Genomic DNA, 21,272 nt, shown 5'->3' with positions numbered 1-21,272 from the left:
ATATCTTTGGGAAAAGAGCAGTTGATTCCATCCTTTAGGAGGGAGAATTATTTTTCTCCTTCCTAAAGTGGACATTACTAGCGTTAAAATTTCAATTATTTACCTTCAACTCTGCTTTTACTGTTTTTACGATACCCTTCATGAGTTCGTATTTTTGCAATACCCATTTATAATTTTTATACTTTTCTTCAAAAGCCTCATCGTCGTCAAGTAATACTTCTGCCACGTAGTCTGCGACATCATATTGTTTATTTACCGTTTTATAAGAGGAACCCTCTTGGTATGCCTCCCAATGGCTATAGTCTAAAAAGCCATATTCACGATAATCTTTATACGGGACACTCAGCGTAGCCGGTCCTGTATTACTCGAATACTTTGAATAGGTCGTCGATTTTGAATACACCTCGGTTTCGCTAATCGAGTAGAATGGCGACAACTCTTCTTTCTTGAACTGAGTCAAGTAAGATGCCCATTCTTCTGCAGCAATTTCTACGGCAAATCGTTTCTTCGCCTCATCGGACATTTCTTCCAGTCGATCCACCCTACCAACAAGAGAAGCCATTAAACTTCGGCAAACATTAACCTCATGCCGGTACGCCCCACTGGAACTGAAACAAGCTGCATGGACACTGTCGACAAGCAAGAAACAACGGGGAAGCAATCCCGTAGAATTCAACATCGGCAAAACTTCATCTCTCATGAAGCAAACCGCAGCCATGATTTGTTCTCGATTTGTGGCAAGTTTAATTTCAATTTCATCATTAACGCTTACCAAATCATAACTCGGGTCTAAAATCTCGTAATAAATAACCGGATTACCATACACATCTGTTCCGTCCGTCCGGCTCCCGATCGTGTCGTTATAAAAAATGGGAACCCCGTATTGTTCAAAAACCAAGTATCGCAAATGATCCAGTTTATCATCGGAATCCTCCAGGATATACCAATCCCGATCCTGTTTGGATTCAGATAATTCCGCCTCATGGAAGCATCCGAATAAACTCAATAGCATTCCATATGCACAACCGATAATAATATTCTTCATTTTCATAACATTCATTATTCTCCTGTACTACTTTCTATTCTTCTCGCCGGGCGCACATTATCGACCAACACGCCATGATTATCTTCCAAAACATACGTCGGGAAAGGCAATACCCATCCCCCGTCCTCCGGATAAGGCTTCAACACGTATGTACCATTCTCCAAGTCGCTGTCATCAGCATCCCACTTGTGCTTAATCGTGATCGCCTCCGGATATTGGGGCGCAACGGCATATCGCCGCAAATCGAACCAACGATGATAAGAGAAACAAAGTTCCCGACGACGTTCCTTACGAGTAAACTTGACCAGAGATTCTCCCGATAATCCTCGAATAGAAGCAGGATTCTCGATTCGAGTTTCTCTCAATTTTTCCAGCGTGGAGATAGCTTCTTCGTTCCTGCCCAACATGGCGGCAGCCTCTGCCTTGTTCAAATAAATTTCCGGATAACCGAAACCAAAACCAATCCATTCTTGATTACCATCCATCAACCATCGTGTGTAGAAAGTTTTTCCCTTCGCTGTTTTGTAACTAAAGAAATGAGATTGCTTGTTTAGTCTAAACCTCCAGTCGCCACCTTCTTCGTAACAACTTACCAAATCTTCCGATACGGTAAATCGATATCCGGAGGTACTTCTCCAACTTTGCCCCATGGACCCCGTGAATATAAGTTCCGAACTTCCGACATGGGTTGTCGCATCCTCGTAGTCACTCACAGACATCGTATTCATATCCATCAATGCTAACATTTTAGGAGAATTCAATATAGAATCGCATTGTTGTATAACTGAAGCATACTCCCCCATGTACAAGTAAGTTCGAGCCAACAGGGCTCGTGCCGCCTGCTCTCCCACTCGTTTGGCGGAGGAAGGCGTAACCCCTTTCAAGTAATTTAAAGCTGCTTTTGCATCTTTTACTATTTGCTCGTAACATTCAGCCACGGTATTCCGAGAATAATCCTTGTCCTCCACCTCAGAAAAAGTTTTTATTGGCACTCCCGACTGGGTTGTGGCAATATCCTTATCGTATGGCTCTCCCCACATATTTACCATGTAGAGGTAATAAAAGGCTCGTAAAAAAAGAGCTTCCCCTTTTACCCGATTATATTTTTCTTCCCCGGTAAAACGCTCAATATCCACTAGAATAGAATTGCAAACAGCAATCTTCTCATAGAATTTAGCCCATGCAGCATCAACGCCCCAAGTTTTATCGCCCTCGTCATTAGATATATACGAGTATTCCTGCCAAGTATAAAAATGCCTCATGTAATAACCCGGAGATTTTACATTATGAGAAATGTTTATTGAAGCAATATCGTCATCCATTGTATTCAAATAATACAAGTAAAAATCGATACTACTTTTTGTTTGCATCCAATAAGCTCCCCCCATCAACAATTCATCCAAATCGTCTATCGTGTTCACGTAGGATAAGTTTTGCGAATATTCCTCCAGGAAGTCACTACAAGACGTGGTTCCCAGAAATAACAAAACTAAAAATAAATATATCTTATTCATAATATCATCTATTTAGAAACTTACATTTAAAGTCAACGAATAAGTGGGACGTACTGATTGCGTAATCGTAGAAGAACTTCCTGATTGCGTGGGATCCTGTCCATTCAACTTTTTACTGCAAAACGTATAGAGGTTTGTGCCCGAGAAGCCAACATAGGCAGATCGAATTCCAACTTTCTTTAGGATATTCTCCGGAATATTGTACCGAACCGACAACGAAGATATCTTCAAATAATCCCCGCTTACTACCCGAATATCCGAATAGTCATACATCTGCCAAATGTGATCAGCAACATCCTTACGCCCGATAGCAGCATTGTAACTCCTGCTACGCCACCATTCAGTGTTGTAGGATACCGTTTCTTTAAACGCATTATTCGATAGAATACCCGGGATGCTTGTTTTTGTTTCATCGCCTGGATTTTTCCAACGTCTTTTTATTTCACTACGCACGTTCTCCATGGGGTCCGGAGCCATCGTCAAATTGGAAGAATTGATCGAGGAGTACAATCTTAACAAACGAATTTTAGATCCTATACTGTAAGATAAAAACAAAGACATCGAAAAACGGTTCCACGTGAACGTATTGGAAATCCCGCCAGATAGAAAAGGCGTACGCTCTCCGGAATACACCATCTGGCTCATGTAACGTTCTTCGTTGGTCATCGATGAGAATTTCTCCCCGAATTCCTCTTCTGTTGTTGCCGTAATCGGAAAAATAGGTCGCCCGTCCGTGGGATCTAATCCCATAAATTTGTAAGAATAAAATCCATCAATAGAGCGATTTACCGTTTGTACGGTTCCATTCAAATAATCCTGATAAGTTAACTCCTCATCATCTCGCATAGTTTTGTCTTTATTATCAATAGCACGGCTAATTAACTTGTTGATCACGGATCCCAATTGCGGATCAAAACGCCAACGAAATCCTTTACCGTTAGCGCCAATTGTGTTTACCGGAATAAAGTTCAACGCCAATTCGTATCCCTGATTTGTAACTGTTCCCGTATTTACCTTATAGGAGGTGATTCCATTAATATCCGTGACTTTAGAATCCAGGAAAGCATCTGTCGTTTTTCGGTAATAATAACTGACGGATCCGTTTATTTTTCTTTGGAAGAAAGCAAAATCCAAAGTAAAATTGAGATTCGACGTCTTCTCCCATTTCAAATTCGGGTTCGGGAAAGATTTTACTGTTGAATATTTCTCGTTGAACCAACTGCTGGTTGCTTGTTTCTGAATCACCATATTCGGAGCCACGCTTGGGGCATTTCCCTGGTAACCGAACGAAGCTCGCAGAGCCAGTTCATTAATCCAATCAGCAGACCATAATATATTGTTTTTCATATTCCAACGACCACTTACAGACCAAATGGGGAAGAATTTATCATTAGCACGATCTCCAAACTTGTTGGAATAATCGACACGGGCATTAACATTGAATTGATATATATCCTTGTATCCATAGCCCAACACCATAAACGCCGATACTTTATTGCTTAACGAATTGGAGAATCTTCCGAAGGCATCTCCACGTTCAATCCATTCTTTATACTTCGGATAATCATCCAGATCAAATGTGGCAATTGTTTCTCCCCGATCCTTCTGATACCCCCGAATAGTTCTGTCTGTCGTTTTATATCTATTAGAACTTAACTCCCAGCCCGCGAAAGCACTTAAATTATGGTTCTCTTCCTTATCTGCACTAAACGCGTAATTTAAGGTTGCTCGTATGGTATAACTGTTACGATCTGTGCGGGAGTCCCCCAGCACACCTCCGTCCGGCAATTCCGTGTTTTCCATCCATTCAGCCTCGTCTGCATATTGCAAAGATTTATTCAAGTTCTTACAATAAGAACTACTCTCTCCATACCAAGTTTGAGATTTAGAGTTTGAGAAACTATACCCTAACAAAATTTCAGCTTTCAAATCTTTTATAATCTGGTATCCCACGGTAGCCTGAAGATTTAAACCGTTTTGATTGATCGTTTGCGAGGAGTTATCCATATCTTCCAGAATATTTACCGGGAAATAAAAGGTTTCCCCATCCGCACCCTGCATCTCTTTCTTGTAGTAATAATATCCTCCGTTCTCATCATACGCGGGAATAGCCCGGCTAGTATTGTAAGCAAATTCGGTTACGCCCACATTACTGGGAGTATACTCTTTTTTAGCAGAATTACCCGTTAAACCGAATCGCACGGAAAATTTATTGAAATTACCATTAACGTTTAACGTAGTAGTATATTGCCGATTCAATTCGCCTTTCACGGTTCCGATGACATTGTTTACCCCCATGGAAGCATAATAACGCAGTTCGGAAGAACCGCCGGAAAAACTCAACGAGTGTTTATGGGAATAAGCATTTTGCATCAAAATGTCGAACCAATCTGTATTCATAGTTTCATATTTATCCACTTCCCGTTGGAACTGGGAATAGTTAATGAATCCATTCATGTAATCACGGTATGCCCCCTCGTACCCAACCCAGGTTTCTGCATTCGGGTAAGCCATTCGTTTCTCGATTAACTCGCGCGAATAGGCTACCCTCTCTCTAGAATTCATCACGTTTACACTGCGATCTTTGTAACTCGGGCGTTGCGTAAAACTACCGGATAACGAATAAGTAACGGAAGGAGGTCCCGGACGTCCTTTTTTAGTTGTAATCACGATAACCCCATTCGCTGCTTTATCACCATAAATAGCTGTAGCGGAAGCATCCTTCAACACGTCAAGCTGCTCAATATCTTCCGGATTTAACCCTGAAATGGCATTCCCTAATAGATTCACGAAGTCCAGATCATTGATTTGCGAGGGGTCGACATCCACGGGATCTTCTAAAATCACGCCATCAAGAACCCATACCGGTTCTCGAGAACTCAAAACAGTTGACGAACCGCGAATACGTAAACGGGGAGTTGCCCCAATCTGCCCCGTATTCTGTAACACCATTAGACCGGGGACCCGTCCTTCCAGCATCTGGTCTATTGTTTGCAGCCCAGGAGTTACAATATCCTCCGCCCGGACAGTGGTAATAGCACTTGTACTCTTACGCGCATCGATACGCTGGTATCCAGTACTGACAACTACCTCCTCTAACTGTGCCACGGTTTCTTTTAAAGTAACATTAATCGTGTCTTGCCCGGTGTATTTTATCTCCTGTTTCTCCATTCCGATAAACGAGAATATCAGTATCGTTTCCTTGTCTGTCTCCACAAACCGAAAAGTGTACTTCCCGTCTTTATCAGTGGAAGTCCCTACCGAATATCCTTTGGCATGAATAGTGACTCCCGGTAACGGTTGTTGTTTTTCATCGACGACTTTACCGACAATTTTTATCTCTTTGCTTTTTTCCTTCTTGTCATCATCCGTGCGAACAATGATGAGATTACCGGAAAACTCAAAAGCAAGCTTCGTATCCTTGAACACTCGCCTCAAAACATTCTCCACGACTTCCTGCTCGGCTTTGACCGAAACATTCCCGATAGCCGCAACTTGTTCCATACTAAAGATGAAAGATAAATTTGTTTGTTTCTGAATTTCAAGGAACAATTGTTTAACGGAAACATTTTGAAGATCCAAATTCACTTTTTCTTGTTGTGCCGCAACTTTGGCTGATACACCTACAACGAAACACAACATAAATAACACACACAATTTCATAGGTAAAAAAATTTTTTGTCTACTATACTTCCCGAAAGAGAAGTATAATCCATCTTTTTTCATAGTTTTGTATTTTTAATTAATACTCGTGATTCTCTTGTTTTTCCAGGACACAGAATCACATTATTTTAACGAGAGAGGCTCTATCGAGTCTCTCTTATTTAGTTACTTCAATTTTTCTCCCGTTTATATCAAAACGCACGTGAACAATTCTTCGAATCGCATCTAAAATAACATTCATATTTTCATACTTTTTTATATGCCCCGTAAAATGCATATCCTTCACATCAACTTCGTTATATTCAAATTCGACATTATACCATCTGCCTAAAGCGGCAAGAACATGTGCTAAATTTTCGTTATCGAAAAAGAAATATCCCTCTTTCCAGGCAAGATAAACCCTTGTATCGACCTCTCGCAATTGCACGAAATTGCCACTCTTGTCATATTCGATCAATTGCGACGGTTCCAAGATATATTCCTTGTTATCATTTCCTTTAATACCTACACGTCCGGAAAACAGAACCGTCTTAATCGATTCAAATGTATTGATATTGAATTCTGTACCATAAACACTCAATACCATGGCATCCGTTTTTACCCGGAAAGGTCTTGTTGAATCTTTTTGTACTTCAAAATACGCTTCCCCTGATAAATAGACCTCTCGGGTAGAATCATTGAATACAACCGGAAACTTCAGCGTTGAACCGGAATTCATGTACACTTTGGTCCCATCCGCCAACATCACAGAATATTCTCCCCCGCACGGGGTATGTACTTGATTGTATTCCGCCGAAGATGCCCCCGTTCGCCTCTCGTAAACCAATCCTCCCTCTCCATTTGTTGCTTTCCCGTTCTTACTGACATCGATACATTTTGTTTCTGCCGGTCGCAATTCAATAGACTCTCCCCCGGGAACGGTTAAAATAGCCTGAAAACGTCCCGGGTTAATAGAAATTTCTTGCCGGATAGCAACCTCCTTCTCATCACCTCGAATCCATAAAAAAAACAGAGGAATCGCGAATAAAACAATAACGATTGCCGCATATCTCGAACATTTATAAATAACTTGCTTTACCCGTGACCTATGCATATATGCCTTGAAATCTGTCCATACTTTAGCTTCTTGCTTCACGGAAAGCATAGGTCCCCCGATCACATTCCAAATTTCTCTCAGATATTCAAAATGTTGTCGGTTATCCTCATCCTGCAACCAGGCTTTCAGTTCCACAAATTCTTCTTTCGTGGCTTTTCCCTCTAAAACCCGTATGATAATGTCATCCGTAATCTGCATAATCGTCTTTTATATATCTTCAAGACGACTCACACGAGATTTACCCTTAAAACATTTTTGAAAAAAAATCAAGAAAAATCATATAATATAGCCAACCTAAATCTTTACGCAACTTAGCAAGAGCTATTCTCATCTGAGTTTCAACTGTTTTTATAGAAATTCCTAATTCGTTTGCAATTTCTTGATTCGATTTTTCTTCAATCTTACTCATCACAAAAATTTGTCGGCAACGTTCCGGTAATTTATTTATGGAAACATCTATTGCTTTACGAATCTCTTCTCGACGAAGATTCAACTCCACCTCGGGAGCCAAAGCAATTTCTTTAGAATAAAAATCAAGTAAAACCTGATCATTATAAATATTTTTTATTTTTTCATGCTTTAGCGTATCCAAGCAACTATTATAAACGGATCGATACAGATACGATTTTAACGTTCCTTCAATGACTATCTTTTTTCGATTCTCGTAAAAACGACAAAACACACCTTGTACTATATTGTGTGCATAATCCTCATCATGAACAACCCGCCCTGCATAATTAAATAAAGCCTGATAAAATGCTTTGAATAGATAAGAGTAAGCTCTTTCATCCCCCTCTCTTAACAAGGCAAGTAATACTTGCTCATTTTCTAAACCTTGAGCATTCATTAGTAGACATCTTTTATCAGTGTGCAAATTTACGGAAAAATCTTCCGTTTACCACATACTGTTCCCGACAAAAATTGTTCAAATTTTCCTCTGATATTTTCTATTTTCAATAATTTATCTATATTTGCATCCGCAAACGGGGAATTAGCTCAGTTGGCTAGAGCGTTTGAATGGCATTCAAAAGGTCGACGGTTCGATTCCGTTATTCTCCACGAAAAGCAATTAATTGATATTAAATCCGTTAATTGCTTTTTTTATTTTACTACTTGTTTTCATTGCTTTTCCATACAATTTCGTAATTTAGTAGCGAATAAATTAACGAAATTATGGCACAGGAGAGCACGGAGGGAAACCAGAAGCTGACAAAGAAAATTCGTCCTTACAAAATCATATACCCCATTGTCATCGGCTTGGCAGTGGTATCTTATATGCTATACAAAGAATTCGACCCGAAGGCATTTGATATGATCACCTTCACATGGAACACGGTATTCTGGTTATTCGTGGCGCTGTTGTGTATGGCGATCCGGGATTTCGGATACGTGGTACGAATCCGGGTACTCTCCGGAGACAAACTCACGTGGCTCCAATCCTTACGCATCATCTTTCTTTGGGAATTCACGTCGGCAGTCACCCCCTCCGCCATTGGAGGCACCAGCCTTGCGATCCTCTTCGTGCACAAGGAAGGCATCGGCGTGGGCAAAAGTTCGGCAATGGTCATGGCGACCTCTTTCCTCGACGAACTATACTTTATCATCATGTTCCCAATCATTCTTTTATGCGTGAACCACCAAGCCCTATGGCATATGCCCGACACAACCAAAGCGGTTGTCGACAGCCTGATCACCTTCGCCGCCATCGGTTACAGCGTGAAACTAGCCTATCTCCTGATATTGAGTTACGGGTTATTCAAAAATCCTAGGGGACTCAAATGGCTAATTATGAAATTATTCAAGTGGCGCATCCTTCGCAAATGGCGCCACGATGCCAACGAGGCGGGCACCGACATCATCCGTAACTCCCATGAATTACGAAAGATGCCCTTCGTCTTCTGGTTAAAAACTTTCGGGGCTACATTCTTCTCGTGGACCGCACGTTACTGGGTTGTGAATGCCATTCTTGTAGCTTTTTGGTTCGGACGCTATGATTGGGCGCAACATTTTCTTATCTTTGCACGACAACTTGTCATGTGGATCATGATGTTGGTAAGCCCTACACCGGGAGGTAGTGGTTTCGCTGAATTTGTCTTCTCCAAATACCTCGGGGAGTTTCTTCCGAGCGCGGGAGTCGCCATTGCGATGGCTATTCTCTGGAGACTCATCAGCTACTATCCTTACCTGTTCATAGGAGCGTTCATCGTACCCAAGTGGATTGCCCGAAGTTTCGGGAAATCCACCAAGAAAGAGAAGCAGTAAATATTTAAAGTTACAATTGAATCATGGGACTATTTAAACAACCGGAATACAGGCGTTTCAACCTAAAACCCCGTTACTGGGACCCGGAAGCGGAAGCCCGCAAGGAACGGGAGAAACGTATCCGTACCGAATTGGGTCTCGATGAAAACGGGAATGAATACATCCCCGACGTGCGAGCCAGTTTACAACGGGAATATAACAAACAAAGAAGCAATCGCCCAAAAACGGGATTAGGATATGCCACGCGCTTATTTCTTATATTGATCGTTATACTTATGGTCGCTTTTTATTTGGTTACTTATAAGTTAGACCTCATAATGAAATTTTTCTAGGAGTTCAGGTATGGCAGATGTTATTCAACTATTACCCGATTCGGTGGCAAACCAGATTGCCGCGGGAGAAGTCGTGCAACGTCCGGCTTCCGTGGTGAAGGAATTAATGGAGAACGCTATCGATGCGGGGGCAACCAAAGTACAGGTAATATTAAAAAATGCGGGAAAAGGATTCATCCAGGTGATCGACGACGGGAAAGGAATGTCGCCGAGAGATTCCCGTATGGCTTTTGAACGACACGCAACCTCCAAAATCTCCTCCGCGCAAGATTTATTCAATATACGCACCATGGGTTTCCGAGGCGAAGCCCTTGCTTCCATCGCCTCCGTGGCAGAAGTGGAATTACGCACCCGCCGGGAAGAAGACGAATTGGGGACTTACCTCTTCGTTGCCGACTCAGAGTTGAAAAACCAAGAGAGCATCAGTTGTTCACGGGGAACGAATATGCTCGTGAAAAATTTGTTCTACACGATCCCTGCCCGACGCAAGTTCTTGAAATCCGACAACACGGAGTTGCGGAATATCACCACGGAATTCCTGCGAGTAGCCCTTGCCACCCCGGAAGTGACCTTTACCCTGGCGAACAACGGAAATGAAATATTCAACCTTCCGGCATCCGGGTTGCGACAACGCATCGTGAATGCCTTTGGCAAAAACATCAACTCGAAGTTACTTTCCGTGAATTGCGAAACCGGTATTATAACCATCAACGGTTTCATTTGCGTTCCTCAACACGCCCGCAAAACTTACGGGGAACAATATTTTTTCGTGAACAACCGCTTCATGAAACATAATTTCTTCCACAAAGCGCTCACGGAAGCTTACTCGGGATTAATCAGCGCAGATATGATCCCATCCTATTTCCTGTATTTCACGGTAGACCCGTCCATCATCGACGTGAACATACACCCGACCAAAACCGAAATTAAGTTCCAAGACGAAAGTGCTATTTTCCAGATCATCCTTGCCTGCGTAAAGGAAGCTTTGGGAAAATTCAACGTCATCCCGACCATCGACTTCGACACGGAAGATAAAGTAGATTTCGTGGCTCCCGACGTACCTGTCATTCCGAAGGTGCCGAAGGTAAGTTACAACCCAAATTACAACCCGTTCAATTATTCGACGTCTATTTCCAAAGAAGACTCGGATTTCGAGCAAGGGGAACGATCACACGGGAACAGCGGAGGCAATAGTAGCCAACGAAATCACGACTATCATCGCAAAGAACAAGTGCCCGCGAATTGGGATGCACTCTTTGCCGGATTGGAAGACAAGCCGGAAGAAGTGCAAACCGTGATACCGGAGATGGCTGAAAAACAAGAAGACCACCAGGGCGTGATCTCATTCGTGCAGATGAAAGGTCGCTATATCGTGACCCCCGTTCATTCCGGACTGATGTTTATAGACCAGAAACGGGCACACGAGCGCATCCTGTTCGAACGCTACAAGGAGACGTTATCCCATCAACCCGCCGGAGGGCAAAAGAGCCTATTCCCCGAAACACTGGAATTATCGGCAGAGGATTTCATGCTGGTGAAAGACATTCTCGACGACCTCATGCTTTTAGGTTTTGAATTGGGCGAATTCGGGAAAAACTGTTATGCTATATATTCTACCCCTCCCGACCTCTCGACCTCCCGGGGAAAAGAAGTTCTGCTGAACCTGATCGAGCACTACAAAAACACGGAAGGCTCCATCCGGGACAAGATGCGGGAACGGATCGCTCTGTCGCTGGCAAAAGCCGCCGCAATGGATTACAACACGGTATTGGATCGGCAAGAAATGAGCGACCTCTTCGACAATCTTTTCACCTGCCAACACCCGAATTACACGGCTGACGGGAAAACGATCATCCACATCCTGAAAAACGAAGATGTAACCCAATGGTTCAAATAGAAAAAAATTTTAATTCTTATCCTTCAGGTAAGACCGCAGAATCTTTGCCGTTTCGGGATTGGAAGGACGGGGCATATCCGAATTGATAATCCGCCCGTCGGGACTTATCAGTATAAACCGAGGTATTCCCCGTATCATGTAGAAATCCATAAACGAACGGTCACTTCCCATGTACAACTGCACCTCGCCTTTGGGATTCTCCCGCACCCGTTTCTCCCAAATCGCCCGGTCGTTATCACAGGCTACCGCCACGAACACGATATTCTCCTCCTCGAACTCCTTTTCCAACTTCTCCCAATAAATATTCTCGCTACGACAAGGTACTCCCCAGGTTGCCCATACATTGATAAAAAGGAACTTGCCCCGGAAGTCTTCCAGCCGGAAAGCCTGTCCCGCCACGTCCGTGAACACGAAATTCGATGCCGGTTGTCCCGCCACAATTTTCATGCATCGCTCGTACCCGTCGTAAAAACGCTGTCTCATTCTCGCGTCCTTCACGTACCTATCATAGGTTTTCAGAATCTCATCCATGTGTTCGTCCGCTCCTGCACCTAACAAATAATTATAAGCATAATGGTCTATCAGAAATTCGACTAGCGTGCTGTTCGACAGGTTATGAATCACGTATTCGAACTGAGCTATCACTTGCTTGTAAGCATCGTATTCTTTTAAACGAGAGGAACTGATTACCGAAACCAATGAAGCCATTCCCTCCTGGTATTCCTTCAATACCAGCAACTTTTCATCCTCCTTGATAAACGTTTTGAGAGTCGCTAAAAAAGTCGTATCGAGCTGGTAATCCTTATTTCCCGTGCTCCAGGCATGATACAACGGATAATTTTCCAATGCCGTGTAAGCCGAGAACTTGATCCGGTGGCGCTCCATCTCCTTGAACTCCTCGTCAAACTCCATGGTATCCAAATAATACATTTGCTCCTCCACCTGCTCCTTCAATTGCTGCAAAAACTCCATCCCATCCAGTTCGTAATCAAAGGACTTGTTCTTCGACTCCAAACTGCTCAAGTATATATTCTTCGGTGCTCCATTTCCCTCGAAACGAGTATTTCCTCTCGCTTGGTCGCCATACACGTATATAACCAAAGATTTGTCTTTCTCTATGAATAACGGGATACGATCTTTCCCGTATTTTAACAAAGCGTAACCATTTTCCTTGTCCCCCATCACCAATTTGGCGTATCCCGACTCATTCACATCCACCGGACGTTCGCTCCCGTTCACCAAAATTTCCGGTTTTATCCCGGAAGAACCAATCAAATTCAACTCCACGACAGTTTTACGGGTATTACAACACCACATCAAACCTATTAATATCAACAATATACCACCAAACTTACCCATCATCTAGCTTGCCTATTTTACAATAGCCTAAATTAATAATAACTTCTTTTAACCTCGATTAATATTTAAACTTTAACTTTTTATTAACATTTAACATCTTGTTATTCGATTAAGTCTAAATAGTTTTACACTCGATTAAAACAAGTAAGAACATTAATAAAATGGATAAAAAACAAGCTTTACATTATCATGCCATGGGACGTCCCGGCAAGATAGAAGTCATTCCGACAAAGCCGCATAGCACACAATATGATCTCTCGTTAGCCTATTCCCCGGGAGTAGCCGAGCCTTGTCTGGAAATTCAGAAAAACCCGATCGACGCCTACAAATATACCGCCAAGAGCAACCTCGTGGCAGTCATCTCCAACGGGACAGCCGTCCTCGGGTTGGGTGACATCGGAGCCTTATCCGGCAAACCTGTCATGGAAGGCAAAGGACTTCTTTTCAAAATATTCGCGGACATCGATGTATTCGACATTGAAGTGGATACAAAAAACATCGATAAATTCATCGAAACCGTCAAAATGATCGCCCCTACTTTCGGGGGAATCAACCTGGAGGACATCAAATCCCCCGAATGTTTCGAGATCGAACGCCGCCTGAAAGAAGAACTGGATATTCCCGTGATGCACGACGATCAACACGGGACTGCCATTATTTCGGCTGCCGGGCTATTGAATGCCCTCGAGTTTAACGGGAAAAAGATCGACTCGATTCGTGTTGTTGTCAATGGAGCCGGAGCGGCTGCTATTTCCTGCGCCCGCCTATACAAAGCACTAGGCGTGAAGAAAGAAAACATAATTATGTGCGACAGCAAAGGCGTAATCTACACGGGAAGAGCCGGACTCAATATCGAGAAAGAGGAATTCGCTGTCGAAACGTCCGCACGCACTTTACCCGAAGCACTCGTGGGAGCCGATATGTTCCTGGGACTTTCCGTCGCGGACATATTAACGGAAGATATGATCCGGAGTATGGCAAAAGACCCGATCGTGTTCGCATTGGCAAACCCGAACCCGGAAATCAGTTATGACAAAGCCATTCATAGCCGCCCGGACATCATTTTCGCCACCGGACGTTCCGATTACCCGAACCAAATCAACAACGTGCTAGGCTTTCCTTACATTTTCCGGGGAGCCCTCGATGTCCAAGCACGGGGAATTAACGAGGAGATGAAATTGGCAGCCACTTACGCGCTGGCAGAACTCACGAAAGAACCCGTACCCGAAAACGTGAAAATGGCATACAACGATCCGTCACTCGCGTTCGGACGGGATTACATTATTCCCAAACCGTTGGATACCCGTCTGATTAGTCACATCGCTCCCGCCGTAGCCAAGGCTGCCATGGAATCGGGTGTTGCCCGCAAAAACATCGAGGATTGGGATGCCTATCGCGACCAACTGGAAAAAAGAATGGGACAGGATGAAAGACTTATGCGCCGCATGACCCGCAAAGCGAAGACCAATCCCAAACGCATCGTTTTCTCGGAAGGAGCCAACATCAAAACGTTGATGGCTGTACAAGAAATCCTTTCGGAACAAATAGCCCATCCCGTGCTTATCGGTACGAAAAAAGAGATCGAAGCCCTTCAGAAACAATACAAGCTGGAACTCCCCGAGCTGACCATTTTCGACCCGGCTAAAGAAACAAAGAAAATCGATCAATACACCCGGGCTTATTACGAGAAAAGACAACGTAAAGGGATTATTCTGGAACAAGCCAAAGAATTGATGAAAGACTCAAACTTCATCGGGTTGATGATGGTGGAATCCGGCGATGCCGACGGTTTTATCTCCGGCGTACATTCCGATTACCACGATGTACTGCGTGCCGCCAAAGACATTATCGGATTAAGAGCTTGTTGCAAATATGCCGTGGGGATGCACATCGTGACGAACAAAAAAGGAACTTATTTCCTCGCCGACACGACCGTCAACAGCCACCCGTCAGCTGACACGCTTGAATGTGTGACCATCTTAACTTACGAAGCCGTGAAACAATTCAACGTTGAGCCTGTTATTGCACTGACATCATACTCCAATTTCGGAGAATATCATCTGGGAAGTCCGGCACAGATACAGGAAGCCGTGGATACGTTGCATCGCAAATATCCCGAAATACTGGTCGACGGTGAAATGTCCGCATCCATTGCTTTCAACACGGAACTCAGACAAGCCCGTTTCCCTTTCTCCCCGTTGGCAAACAAGGATGTGAACACGATCATTTTCCCGAACCTCAGCTCCGGAAGTATTGCCTTGGGCGTGCTGCAAGAACTCGGGAACAACGAAATCATCGGTCCCGTCCTGCTAGGCTTGAACAAACCCGTACATATATTACAAATGGGATGTAGTGTAAGAGATATTGTTTACATGACCACCCTCGCCGTGACAGATGCACAGAAAGAAATGCCGGTGGATATGTGCAGAATCTGATGACTTGACAATTTTATGATTTCCGATCGAGTGATTGTTTTTAATGAACCTATAATCACTGAATCGGAAATCATTTAATCACAGAATTACTTCACCGGTATCTTGTCAATCCTTCTCTGGTGACGTCCTCCCTCGAAATCCGTTACGAGGAAAGTATCTACTATATTTTGAGCTTCCTCGTAAGCAATAAAACGGGCGGGCAGACCAACCACGTTAGCATTGTTGTGTTGACGAGCCAAAGCGGCAATCTCCATATTCCAACACAAAGCGCAACGAATTCCCTGGTGCTTGTTGGCTGTCATCGAGATACCGTTACCACTTCCGCAAATAGCAATCCCTTTCTCGTATTCTCCCGACTCAACAGCAGAAGCCATCGGATGAGCCGTATCCGGATAATCCATACTCTCGGCAGAAAAAGCACCGAAATCTTTTACCTCGTGACCTCTTTCCTGAAGATATTTCACTAATCGTTCCTTGTACTCGTAACCGGCATGGTCACATGCTATCGCTATTTTCATCTTTATTAAAATTATAGCTGCCAAAACAGCATTAGTTATACATTTCTACATACAAAGGTAATACAATTGTCTATTACAAGGGTCATTCCAACAGAAATTATCACCAACAACCACAATTTACGACCGACCGAAAACAAACGCCTCGTGACAAATATCCGGTCTAACCGAAGCTCATGTTTTATCAATTTGCGAATTGTACTGAATTTAGGATGAATAATATTTCCCATTCGCAAGCTACTTCCTTTCAATATAAACACACCCAAACAAGCTAAAGACAACAATACCAACCAACCAAAAATCTCTTTCATGGAAACCATCATAGCCTGCTGCCGCACAATACCATACAACTGAGGCAAAGGGATTCCTGTTGCCGTCGTATGCACGCTGTCAAGCTCCCCACTCAACAACATCGTATTTTTTGTCACCACAACATTCAATATCCGTCCCAGGAGGGCGTTGCCGATCACTCCACCCAAAGTGGCACTAACAAGCGTTTGAGTGGTAACCGCGTGAAAGAATACACGAAAAGGCACGCTTCCCGATAGGGCTGTCAGGAAACAGATCGCCACGACGACATATCCCACCCCTCGCAGAAAAACAGGCAAATACAACGCTTCTTTGGGGAGATTATAATCTAGATAAAAATAAAACACCAGCAGATAAGCGGTAATACACGACATGGCAAAAACCAACATCCGCTTGTATCCCCATTTCCGGAGAGCAAAAGTATAATACGTGAAAACCCCTCCGGCTACGATTCCCAACAAAACCATCCAATTCAGCGAAATCAAATGCAGGGCATCGTATCCCAAAATTCCTTCCATAAAGATATGTTCCAACACGTGCTGGGGAGCCAACAAAAAATCAATGACAATATAAAGCACAAACGTCAACCACATGGGTCGATACGTCCAAATCGACAAATCGATATAAGGATGACGGATAACCAACGCTCTCGATATATTGAACAAAAGAGAAACCACCGCTATAAACGAAGCCGTCCGGATATGAGGAGAGGCAAACCAGTCGTAATGTTCTCCATACACGCCCACGAACACGATAGCCAACACGGTGATCCCCCAAAGAACCCCACCAAGCCAATCAATCCCGTAGAGAGGCAAATATTTCATCAAACGATCATCACGAAAACCGACAAGCACAAAAATAATCACACCAAGTAACAGCGCAATAACAAACCAATGCATATACTGCCAGTTAATCCACGTGGCAATATGCACAGTTGTCAGGCCCGAAAGCTGAATGCAAGCATTCACCATAAGGAAAATATAACAAAAAAATATCGACAAGTCCCTCTTGGGAGTAATCCAAAGCTGCAACGACGAATTACATTCAAATGTCCCCCACATACGAAAAAATCCCGCGATAAAACTCACGAGCACCAGCACCACCACGTTTCCGGTATTCAGACAAATTAAATTAGCAAGGATTATAACGACAGCACAAACCGATAATGATGTTCGTGGCGGGAACCGGAATTTAAGCCGGAACAGAATAGCAAAGGAAAGAGCCATGCTTACCATAGAGGCATACCCCGCCATCATAATATCCTCCTGCTTCAAGGCAAGCGCTCCCCCCATCTCGCTTACAACCGCCAGATACACGCCGCCCGAAAATTGGAAAACAACGGCAATGAGAACCATGATCCAAGGGCGAAGTTTTTCCGGGACAAAATCACGCATGAAAGCTAACGAAAACTTACTATGGTCATGCATATCATCAATAATTTACGAAACATTGAACATTCATCCCGGCACGAAGGCGACGAAGATCCCGCGGATCATTATCTTTCGTGAATTCAATTTTCACGGGAATACGTTGTTCCACCTTTACAAAATTCCCTGCCGAATTATCTTGCGGCAAAAGCGAGAGTGAAGCTCCCGTGGCTTGAGAAACAGAACGCACAACCCCTTTGAATGTAATATCAGGTAAAGCATCAACCTGTATATCGACAACATAATCCGGAGCAATATGAAGGGTCTGCGTCTCCTTGTAATTAGCCACAATCCACTTATCGTTCTCGTCAATCACGTTCAGCAACGTCTGTCCGGGTTGCACAAGTTGTCCCTCCTGAATATTTTTCCGTCCGGTAATACCATCACACGGGGCTATAATCACCGTGTACGAAAGATTCAACCGGGCAAGAGAAAGAGCCGCTTCGGCAAGTTTTATTCCCGCCTCAGTCTGTTCCAAACGCCGGGTTTGTTCCAGAGTAACTAGCGAAGCCGACTTCTTTTGCCGGGAAAGCAATTCATACCTTGCTTTAGCTGCCAAATAAGCCGTTTCCATTTTATCATATTGCTGGCGGGTTACCGCATCCTGTTCCAAAAGATTCTTAAATCTCTTGTAATCACGCTCCGCGTTATCCAACAATATCTTCGCCTCCTGAAGACTTGCATCCGAAACGGCAACATTATTTTGAGTCGTACTCACCCCGGTAGAAACGATATGCTTCCCCGAAATCGCATTCTGATAATCGGCTTCCGCTTGAGCCAACCGAAGCACAAACTCCGCCTCCTCAATCAATACCAACGTATCTCCTTTGTGCACCTGCTGGTATTCATCAAAATAAACATTCTTAACAAATCCCTGAATACGACTATTAACAGGCACAATATGTTGGCGTACTTGTGCATTATCCGTGTATTCGACCGTCCCGAAATGAAAGAAACGGGTACATACCCCGGCAAACACGATCAATATAACAATAACAACAATAGTATTTGAAACGATTTTTCTAGTTTTTCTATTCATAATAGTATATTTTAAAGTGTTCCTGATACATAGAGAAGTTTATAATAATGGTAAATAATATTGATGCGGGCATTCACCAATTGCTGTTCCGCCGACAACTTGGCAGCACTTGCGTCAAGCATATCGGTTATAAGCGCCATATCATTCTTGTACCGGTTATTTACGATCGCGTAATTCTGGTTAGCCAACTCAACATTCTTAATTTGTGTATTCAATTGCTCGTGCGCTTCCATGTACCTGATATAATCCGCCTTCACGGCAAGTTCCGTTTGTTCTTTCGCGTCATCATATTGCTGTAGAGCCCGGCGAGTCGTAAGCCGGCTACGTTTAAGGGATTTATTCGATTTGTAAAGCGATGCGATATTATATTTTACCCCTACTCCCACGTACCAATAATTAAAATTCTTGTCAATAGGCGGCACCTCTATCGTGATCGGACCGTCAAAATGATTACTCGCGAAAAAAGCAATCTTGGGAAGCATCTCCGATTGAGCCACTCGTTCCTGCTGCTTGTTCATCTCCACAGTCAAAAGACTCTGCCGCAACGAAAGTGAATGCCGTAAAGCCTGTCCCGTCCAATGTCCCGCCTCATCGAGCGGCATAAAACGGGACACGAGAGTAGTGTCCGGCTCCACGTTTGTTTCACGGGGCAATCCCAGGATCGTTACCAAATTATTATTCAAAATAGCAATAAAATTACGGATTTGAGTACAAGTCAATTCCAGATTTGAAAGTTGAAGTTCGTACCTTGTCACATCATTTCTCAAAGCTACACCTTCTGTATGTTTTGCCTTAATATCGACAAGAACTTGACGGGTCAACTCGATATTCTGCTCGTAAACCCGAAGAAGATTTCTTTGTTTAAATAGGTCAAGATAATACCCCACCAGCATAAACCGCAGTTTATCCCGCTCATTTTCCAGGGAAAGGCCAACCATCTTTTCCTGCAGCTTACTAATCTCGATTCCACGGTTTACCACTCCCCCCGCGTATATCACCTGGGATACTTCCAAAGCAAAATTATTCCCGAAATGCGGCATGGGAGCCTTTGTTGAATTTGAAAAATCACGATCCAGCAAAACACCGTTACCCAAGAAACTTGCGGAAATAGACGCCTCCACATCGGGAAGACGGGCACTTTTAGCCGTTTTTACATTTTGACTTGACTCCTCTATCAGAGTGGCAAATGGATATAATACCTTGGCATTTCGATCCGCGAGAGAAAACATTTCCTCGATAGTGATCACCCGCCCACTTGCATTTTGGGCATACACACCCCCTGTCCATAACGACACACAGAACATCGTTATGAACACAAATAACTTGTCCATACGTTTTTATTTATGAATTATGAAATATAATGAAAGAAAATCGAAAAGATTAGATGCAGCAACTAGGTATTCTCCATTCACCACCCCACAAGTTGGCAAAGGTTAATCGAGAAGGGATAAATACATGATTATCAGAATACCTCATATGTTTCATTAACTATACTTCTTCATTTTTGCGGGTGCAAAGGTACAAAAAATCAAGAAAAGTCGTAACCGGCAAACAAAACAAATTTCCACAAAAAAAAGCGCTCCCGTTACCGGAAGCGCTTATTTTATCTAATGACCTTATCAAAGAATCAACTTATATCCTTTTCCATGAACATTGATGATTTCCACTGACGGATCTTTCTTCAAATGTTTACGCAACTTGGTGATATAAACATCCATGCTTCTGGCATTAAAATAATTGTCATCAGCCCAGATGTTCTTCAAAGCGTAATTTCTTTCCAGCACTTTGTTTACATTCAAGCACAACAAACGAAGTAACTCTGATTCTTTCGTGGTCAGCTTTTGTTCTTCCTCGCCATCAAACAAAGTTTGTTTCTTGGAATTGAATGTCAATTTACCAATCTTGAAAATTTCCTGCTCGTCTTCGGGTTTCAATCCGGTTGATCTTCTCAACACAGCCTCGATACGAAGCAACAATTCTTCCATACTGAAAGGTTTGCTCATATAATCGTCGGCACCCAGTTTGAAGCCTTCCAACACGTCCTCTTTCATTGATTTAGCCGTCAAGAAAATAATTGGAATTTCGCTATTGATTTGTCTTACTTCCTTCGCGAGAGTAAACCCATCTTTTTTCGGCATCATCACGTCAAAAATGCAAATATCAAACGGTGCATTCAAGAACGTTTCATACGCAATTTCTCCATCTTCACATAAAACGGTTTCAAACCCTTTAGCTCTCAAATATTCCTTAAGAAGCATACCCAAATTGGTATCGTCTTCTGCTAATAAAATTTTAATTTTCTCATCCATAGCTATGTTGTTTTTAATAATTCGTGTTGATTTTAATCATTCTCTTTTCTAATTTGTCTGAAAAAATATA

General features: G+C 43.1%; 15 protein-coding genes and 1 tRNA gene. 5 read left to right on the top strand and 11 right to left on the bottom strand.

What is annotated here, in order from left to right:
• Positions 1-91: 91 nt before the first annotated feature.
• From A3CY_RS0117385 to A3CY_RS0117365, 5 genes are all read right to left on the bottom strand, one after another.
• Positions 92-1,051, bottom strand: coding sequence for a hypothetical protein (locus A3CY_RS0117385; RefSeq protein WP_148375311.1), 960 nt, complete (start codon positions 1,049-1,051; stop codon positions 92-94).
• Between the two features lie 8 nt (positions 1,052-1,059).
• Complete coding sequence (locus A3CY_RS0117380; RefSeq protein WP_018339220.1) at positions 1,060-2,559, bottom strand: RagB/SusD family nutrient uptake outer membrane protein; 1,500 nt, start codon at positions 2,557-2,559, stop codon at positions 1,060-1,062.
• A 12-nt stretch (positions 2,560-2,571) separates the two neighbouring features.
• Positions 2,572-6,222 carry a SusC/RagA family TonB-linked outer membrane protein gene (locus tag A3CY_RS0117375; protein ID WP_240388179.1) on the bottom strand — a complete coding sequence of 1,217 codons (3,651 nt, stop codon included), beginning with the start codon at positions 6,220-6,222 and terminating at the stop codon, positions 2,572-2,574.
• Between the two features lie 157 nt (positions 6,223-6,379).
• On the bottom strand, positions 6,380-7,516 hold the full coding sequence (locus A3CY_RS0117370) for a FecR family protein (protein ID WP_018339218.1): 1,137 nt from the start codon (positions 7,514-7,516) through the stop codon (positions 6,380-6,382).
• Positions 7,517-7,562: 46 nt separating this feature from the next.
• Positions 7,563-8,165, bottom strand: coding sequence for an RNA polymerase sigma-70 factor (locus A3CY_RS0117365; RefSeq protein WP_018339217.1), 603 nt, complete (start codon positions 8,163-8,165; stop codon positions 7,563-7,565).
• A 138-nt stretch (positions 8,166-8,303) separates the two neighbouring features.
• Between A3CY_RS0117365 and A3CY_RS0117360 the strand changes: the two genes are divergently transcribed.
• From A3CY_RS0117360 to mutL, 4 genes are all read left to right on the top strand, one after another.
• Positions 8,304-8,377 (top strand) — tRNA-Ala (locus A3CY_RS0117360).
• 114 nt (positions 8,378-8,491) lie between these two features.
• Positions 8,492-9,580 (top strand): lysylphosphatidylglycerol synthase transmembrane domain-containing protein, encoded by a 1,089-nt coding sequence (locus A3CY_RS0117355; protein ID WP_018339216.1) that lies wholly within the window; start codon positions 8,492-8,494, stop codon positions 9,578-9,580.
• A 23-nt stretch (positions 9,581-9,603) separates the two neighbouring features.
• Positions 9,604-9,912, top strand: a complete 309-nt coding sequence (locus A3CY_RS0117350; RefSeq protein WP_018339215.1) for an integrase core domain-containing protein — start codon at positions 9,604-9,606, stop codon at positions 9,910-9,912.
• A gap of 10 nt (positions 9,913-9,922) precedes the next feature.
• On the top strand, positions 9,923-11,809 hold the full coding sequence (gene mutL, locus A3CY_RS0117345) for a DNA mismatch repair endonuclease MutL (RefSeq protein ID WP_018339214.1): 1,887 nt from the start codon (positions 9,923-9,925) through the stop codon (positions 11,807-11,809).
• Between the two features lie 9 nt (positions 11,810-11,818).
• Here the strand turns inward: mutL and A3CY_RS22290 are convergent, their stop codons facing one another.
• Positions 11,819-13,171 (bottom strand): TlpA family protein disulfide reductase, encoded by a 1,353-nt coding sequence (locus tag A3CY_RS22290; protein ID WP_018339213.1) that lies wholly within the window; start codon positions 13,169-13,171, stop codon positions 11,819-11,821.
• A gap of 149 nt (positions 13,172-13,320) precedes the next feature.
• Between A3CY_RS22290 and A3CY_RS0117335 the strand changes: the two genes are divergently transcribed.
• The gene (locus A3CY_RS0117335) at positions 13,321-15,603 is read left to right on the top strand and encodes an NADP-dependent malic enzyme (RefSeq protein WP_026207812.1); all 2,283 of its coding nucleotides are present in this window, start codon (positions 13,321-13,323) and stop codon (positions 15,601-15,603) included.
• 86 nt (positions 15,604-15,689) lie between these two features.
• Here A3CY_RS0117335 and rpiB read toward each other — a convergent pair whose 3' ends face one another.
• The 5 genes from rpiB to rprY all read right to left on the bottom strand — a co-directional run bounded on the left by rpiB (position 15,690) and on the right by rprY (position 21,202).
• Positions 15,690-16,121, bottom strand: coding sequence for a ribose 5-phosphate isomerase B (gene rpiB / locus A3CY_RS0117330; protein WP_018339211.1), 432 nt, complete (start codon positions 16,119-16,121; stop codon positions 15,690-15,692).
• Between the two features lie 35 nt (positions 16,122-16,156).
• Entirely contained in the window at positions 16,157-17,854 is a 1,698-nt protein-coding gene (locus A3CY_RS0117325; protein ID WP_018339210.1) for an efflux MFS transporter permease, read from the bottom strand.
• A gap of 4 nt (positions 17,855-17,858) precedes the next feature.
• The gene (locus A3CY_RS0117320) at positions 17,859-18,893 is read right to left on the bottom strand and encodes an HlyD family secretion protein (protein WP_018339209.1); all 1,035 of its coding nucleotides are present in this window, start codon (positions 18,891-18,893) and stop codon (positions 17,859-17,861) included.
• Positions 18,894-18,904: 11 nt separating this feature from the next.
• Positions 18,905-20,224, bottom strand: coding sequence for a TolC family protein (locus A3CY_RS0117315; RefSeq protein ID WP_018339208.1), 1,320 nt, complete (start codon positions 20,222-20,224; stop codon positions 18,905-18,907).
• Positions 20,225-20,512: 288 nt separating this feature from the next.
• Positions 20,513-21,202, bottom strand: a complete 690-nt coding sequence (rprY, locus tag A3CY_RS0117310; RefSeq protein ID WP_018339207.1) for a response regulator transcription factor RprY — start codon at positions 21,200-21,202, stop codon at positions 20,513-20,515.
• Positions 21,203-21,272 lie beyond the last annotated feature (70 nt).

The organism is Butyricimonas synergistica DSM 23225, assembly GCF_000379665.1.
In the GTDB taxonomy this organism is placed as follows: domain Bacteria; phylum Bacteroidota; class Bacteroidia; order Bacteroidales; family Marinifilaceae; genus Butyricimonas; species Butyricimonas synergistica.
This window is presented reverse-complemented; position numbering and strand designations above follow the sequence as displayed.